Genomic DNA, 4,987 nt, shown 5'->3' on the forward strand with positions numbered 1-4,987 from the left:
GTCCGGCTGCCGCCGGCCCCTCTGCCCGCGCACCCACACGACAGATCAGGCGAGGACGTGTACAGGACCGTCACCGAACTCGCGGACGGCCGCGAGCTCATCTACTACGACAGCGCCCCCGGCCGGGACCGCCGGGCCCGGGACCGGCGGCAGCCGGACCGCGTCCGAAGCGTTCCGGAGCTGCGCCGGGACCCGGCCACCGGCGACTGGGTGGCGATCGCCGCGCACCGGCAGTCGCGCACCCACCTCCCGCCCGCCGACTCCTGCCCGCTGTGCCCCACCCGGGAAGGGCGGGAGAGCGAGATCCCCGCCGCCGACTACGAGGTGGCCGTCTTCGAGAACCGCTTCCCCTCCCTCTCCGGCCCCACGGGCCGCTGCGAGGTGGTGTGCTTCACCCCCGACCACGACGCCGGCTTCGCCGACCTCACCCCCGAGCGGGCCCGGCTCGTCCTCGACGCCTGGACCGACCGGACGGCCGAGCTGTCCGCCCGCCCCGGCGTGGTGCAGGTGTACTGCTTCGAGAACCGGGGCGCCGAGATCGGGGTGACCCTCCCCCACCCGCACGGGCAGGTCTACGCGTTCACCGCGGTCGCGCCGCGGACGGCCAAACACCTCGCCGCGGCGGCAGCCCACCGCGCCGCGACCGGGCGGAACCTGTTCGAGGACCTGCTCGCCGAGTCCCGCGCCGCCGGCGAGCGCGTGGTCCTCGCCGGGGAGCACTGGACCGCGTTCGTCCCCTACGCCGCCCGCTGGCCGTACGAGGTGCACCTGTACCCGCACCGCCGGGTGCCCGACCTGACCCGGCTCACCGAGGCGGAGCGCGCCGAGTTCCCCCGCCTCTACCTGGACCTGCTGCGCCGGTTCGACCGCCTCTTCGGGCTGGCCGCGCCCACGCCGTACGTCTCCGCCTGGCACCAGGCGCCGCTCTCCGGCGGGGGCGAACTCGCCCTCCACCTGGAGCTGTTCACCGTGCGGCGGACAGCCGACAAGCTCAAGTACCTGGCCGGGACGGAGTCCGGCATGGAGGCGTTCATGAACGACGTGGCCCCGGAGACGGCCGCCCGGCGGCTGCGGGAGGCGCGGTGACCGCGGACGCGGCCGACGCCGTGCGCGACGGCTTCCGGCGGGTCCACGGCGGCTCCCCCGAGGGGGTCTGGGCGGCGCCCGGCCGGGTCAACCTGATCGGCGAGCACACCGACTACAACGACGGGTTCGCCCTGCCCATGGCGCTGCCGCAGGCGGTGGTGCTGGCCGCACGGCGGCGCGGGGACGGCCTGCTGCGGCTGCACAGCGCCCAGGGCGGCGCCGCGACCGCCGAGCTGCGGGTGGCGGACCTCGCACCCGGCGCCACCGCGGGCTGGGCGCGCTACCCGGCGGGCGTGGTCTGGGCGCTGCGCGAGCGCGGGCTGCCGGCCGGCGGCGCCGACGTGTACCTCGACAGCGCGGTCCCCGCGGGGGCGGGGCTGTCCTCCTCCGCGGCCCTGGAGTGCGCGGTGGCCGTCGCGTACGACGAGCTGTACGGGCTGGGCCTGGCGCGGCCGGAGTTGGCGCGGGCGGCGCAGCACGCCGAGAACGCCTACGCGGGGGTGCCGTGCGGCGTGATGGACCAGATGGCGTCGGTGTGCTGCACCGGCGGCCACGCGCTGCACCTGGACAGCCGGAGCCTGGAGGTGCGGCAGGTGCCGTTCGACCTCGGCGGGCACGGGCTGCGCCTGCTGGTGCTGGACACCCGCGTCAAGCACGACCTCGCCGACGGGGCGTACGCGGCCCTGCGGGCCGGGTGCGAGCGGGCCGCCGGCCTGCTCGGCCTGCCCGCCCTGCGGGACCTGGACGGTGCGGGCCTGCCGGCGGCGCTGGCGGCCCTGCCCGGCGAACTCGTCCCGCTCGTACGGCACGTGGTCACCGAGAACGCGCGGGTGGGCCGGGCCGTCACGGAACTGGCCGCCGGGCGGCCCGAGGCGCTGGGGCCGCTGCTGACGGAGGGACACGCCTCCCTGCGCGACGACTACGGCGTGTCCTGTGCGGAGACCGACCTGGCGGTGGCGTCCGCGGTCGCGGCGGGGGCGCTGGGCGCGCGGATGACGGGCGGCGGGTTCGGCGGTTCGGTGATCGCCCTGGTCCGCGCCGGGGAGGCGGCGGCCGTGGCCGGCGCGGTGGCGGAGGCCTTCGCGGCGGCCGGCTGCGCGGCGCCGGCCGTACTGGAGGCCGTGCCGTCGCCGGGCGCCCGCCGCATCGGCTGAGGGGCTCACCGCCCGGCCGCGGGCCCCGCCCCGGCGGGGCGTACGGGGGTCGGGCCGGCCGGCGCGCCGGTTGGGGGATGCGCCGCCCGCAGGCCGCCGGCGTCGCACGGGCCGCCGTACATCCGCCGGGCCGACAGGCGCGTCGGCTGATGGCGGCGTGTCGCCCCGGCCCGCAGGCGTCGTAGGCCGCGTCGTACACGCGCCAGGCCGGCCGGCGCGGGGCCGGCGGGCTCGCTGTCGGGCCGCGAAGCGCCGTACCGGCCGCCGTGCGGGGTCAGGCCGGCGACCGGCCGGCCTGGTGCGTGAGGCCGACCGGCAGGTGGCGGGCCCCCGACGGGCCGCGAGCGCCGTACCGGCCGGTGTGTGCGTCAGGCGGGCCAGCGGAGTTCGACCACGGTGCCCTCGCCGGGGTGGCTGTCCACGCGGGCGGCGCCGCCGGCGGCGGCCATCCTGGCGTGTACGGAGCGGCGCAGGCCCGTACCGGCGCCGGCGGTGTCCGCGGGGTCGAAGCCGGTGCCGCGGTCGGCGATGGTGACCTCCAGGCCGCCGGCCCGGCCGGCCGCGGTGAGGTAGGCCAGGCCGGTTCCGGCGTGCCTGCGCACGTTGTTCAGCGCCTCGGAGGCGGCCGCGGCGACGGCTGCGGCGATGTCCCCGGGGAGCTCGGGCACGGCGTGGTACTGCGCCTTCACCACCAGTCCCAGCGCCTCGGCGGAGCGGACGGCCTCCTCCAGGGCGGCGGTGCCGGCCGTCCCTCCCGCCGGGGGCGGACGGCCGGGTCCGGGGTCGTCGGTGAGCTGGACGAGCCGCCGCAGGTAGGCCGCTTCGCGGGCGCAGCGGTCGCGGACGGCCTGCGCGTTGGCGTCGACGCCGCCGGAGGCGATGGTGGTGAGGGTGGCGAGGACGGTGTCGTGCAGTGCGGCGTGGTGGGCGGTCCGCTCGGCCTGGCGGGCGCGGGCCGCCTCGGCGGCCAGCGCCCGCTGCTGCGCGTCGTCCAGGAGGATGCCCTGGCGTCTGACGTACCACCAGCCGGCGGCCATCAGGCCGCTGCTCATCGCGAGGGCGCTGAGGTGTTCCAGGAGTCCGGCGGTGTCGGGCCGGCGCACCACCTGGTGCACGGCCAGCGAGGTCGCCGTCAGCAGGACGAAGCAGAGGACGGTGCCGCGCCAGCGGAGCGACACGACGGCGGCGGCCGAGGCGGAGAGCGCCTGGACGGCCAGCCAGCCGTGCGCCTCCGCGGCGGGCCCTTCCCCGATGGCGACGGCGGCCGCGAGCGGGAGCAGGCATCCGTTCACGCCCGCGTCCGTCCACATCAGGCGGTCGGGTATCCGGCCGTGCCGCAGTCCTGCCCCGTAGACGGCGAGGGTGACGGCGCACACGGCGGCGAGGATGGCGGCGGCGCGTGCGTCGACGGGATCGGCCGTCACCACGCCGGCCGCGTACAGGAGGTGCGCCAGCCGGTAGAGTCCGACGACCTGCAAGGCGACGCGCCGCGCACGCTGAAGCCCCACTCCGTCCCCCCTGTGGACCGGTCCCCCGGCATCCGCCGCGCGGGCGGGTGCCACCGCGTTCAGTGGATCCCGCCGCAGGTGGGCCGTCAAGGCGGTCCTCGGCCGACGTGGGCCGGCCGCGGGCCCCGGGCGGCGGAAGGTCACGGGACGAGGCCCCGCACGAGGTCGAAGAGGGCGGCGACCGCGGCCGCCAGGGCGGCCGCGATGCCCAGGAGCGCGGCGGTCGCCCATGTGCAGCCGCCGCCGGCGCCCGCTGCCGGCTCGTCCCGCCCGCCCGCTTCCCCGTCGAAGAAGTCCATGCCCGGTCCCTCCCGAACGGGGCCGGACCGCCCGGCCCCCGCGCCGGAAGGAAATCTCGCACGGCGGGGCCGCGGCACGGAGCCGTGCGGATACTCAGGACGGGGAGCGGAAGTACTCAGGCGCCCCGGCGGCCCGTGCGGTCGGGTACGAGGTACTGCTCCAGCCAGTCCGCGGCGGCCCGCCGGTAGAGGCGGCGGGTGTCCGCCCGCAGGAAGTCGTGGCCCTCGTTGCGGAGGGTCAGCAGCTCGGCGGGGACTCCCTGGGCGCGTGCGGCCCGGACGAACTGCTCGGATTCGGTCGGGGGGACGTTGGTGTCGTGTTCGCCGTGGACGGCGAGGACGGGCGCGCGCAGCCGGTCGATGCGGCTCATCGGGGAGAGGGCGCGCAGCAGTTCCCTGTCGTGCTCGGGGTGGCCGTACTTGGCGGCCGCGGAGCGGGCGATCCAGGGCTCGGTGCCGTCGAAGAAGGTGGTGAGGTCCGACATGCCGCAGACGGCGACGCCCGTGCGGAAGAGCTCCGGGTGCCACACCAGGGAGGCCATGGTGAGGTAGCCGCCGTACGAGCGGCCCATCACGGCCAGGCGGAGCGGATCGGCGTGGCCCTCGGCGACGAGGTGCGCGGCGCAGTCGGCGACGTCGTCGATGGCGGCGAAGCGGCCGGTGCCGAGGTCGGCGTCGACGAAGGAGCGTCCCCAGCCGGAGGAGCCGCGGACGTCGGGGGCGAACACGTCGATGCCGCGGCCGAGGATCTCGTGGTAGAGGGGGTTGAAGACGGGGCGCTCCTGCTCCTCGGGGCCGCCGTGGAGGTGGACGACGCAGGGGCCGGGCCGGCCCGGGTCGCGGTCGGGGGCGCGGTAGTACCAGCCGCCGAGTACGAGGCCGTCCCGTGCGCGGCAGCGCAGCGGCACGGGGCGGCCTCGTACTCGGCGGCTGGTACTAC

At 77.7% G+C, this 4,987-nt stretch carries 5 protein-coding genes; 2 read left to right on the plus strand and 3 right to left on the minus strand.

Going from position 1 to position 4,987, the window contains the following annotated elements; genetic code table 11:
- The first annotated feature begins 57 nt into the window (after positions 1 to 57).
- Entirely contained in the window at positions 58 to 1,086 is a 1,029-nt protein-coding gene (galT, locus tag EF903_RS28675) for a galactose-1-phosphate uridylyltransferase (RefSeq protein ID WP_125547924.1), read from the plus strand.
- Positions 1,083 to 2,240 carry a galactokinase gene (galK, locus tag EF903_RS28680; RefSeq protein ID WP_125547925.1) on the plus strand — a complete coding sequence of 386 codons (1,158 nt, stop codon included), beginning with the start codon at positions 1,083 to 1,085 and terminating at the stop codon, positions 2,238 to 2,240. Before galT ends, galK begins: the two co-directional genes overlap by 4 nt.
- Before the next feature lie 368 nt (positions 2,241 to 2,608).
- Here the strand turns inward: galK and EF903_RS28685 are convergent, their stop codons facing one another.
- The 3 genes from EF903_RS28685 to EF903_RS28690 all read right to left on the minus strand — a co-directional run.
- A complete protein-coding gene (locus EF903_RS28685; RefSeq protein ID WP_125547926.1) occupies positions 2,609 to 3,748 on the minus strand; it encodes an ATP-binding protein in 1,140 nt (379 codons plus the stop codon).
- 140 nt (positions 3,749 to 3,888) lie between these two features.
- Positions 3,889 to 4,047 carry a hypothetical protein gene (locus EF903_RS34420; RefSeq protein WP_185902878.1) on the minus strand — a complete coding sequence of 53 codons (159 nt, stop codon included), beginning with the start codon at positions 4,045 to 4,047 and terminating at the stop codon, positions 3,889 to 3,891.
- 116 nt (positions 4,048 to 4,163) lie between these two features.
- On the minus strand, positions 4,164 to 4,987 hold an 824-nt coding region (locus EF903_RS28690), incomplete at its 5' end, for a S9 family peptidase (protein ID WP_148142594.1).

It is taken from the genome of Streptomyces sp. WAC05292 (genome assembly GCF_003949955.1).
GTDB lineage: Bacteria > Actinomycetota > Actinomycetes > Streptomycetales > Streptomycetaceae > Streptomyces > Streptomyces globosus.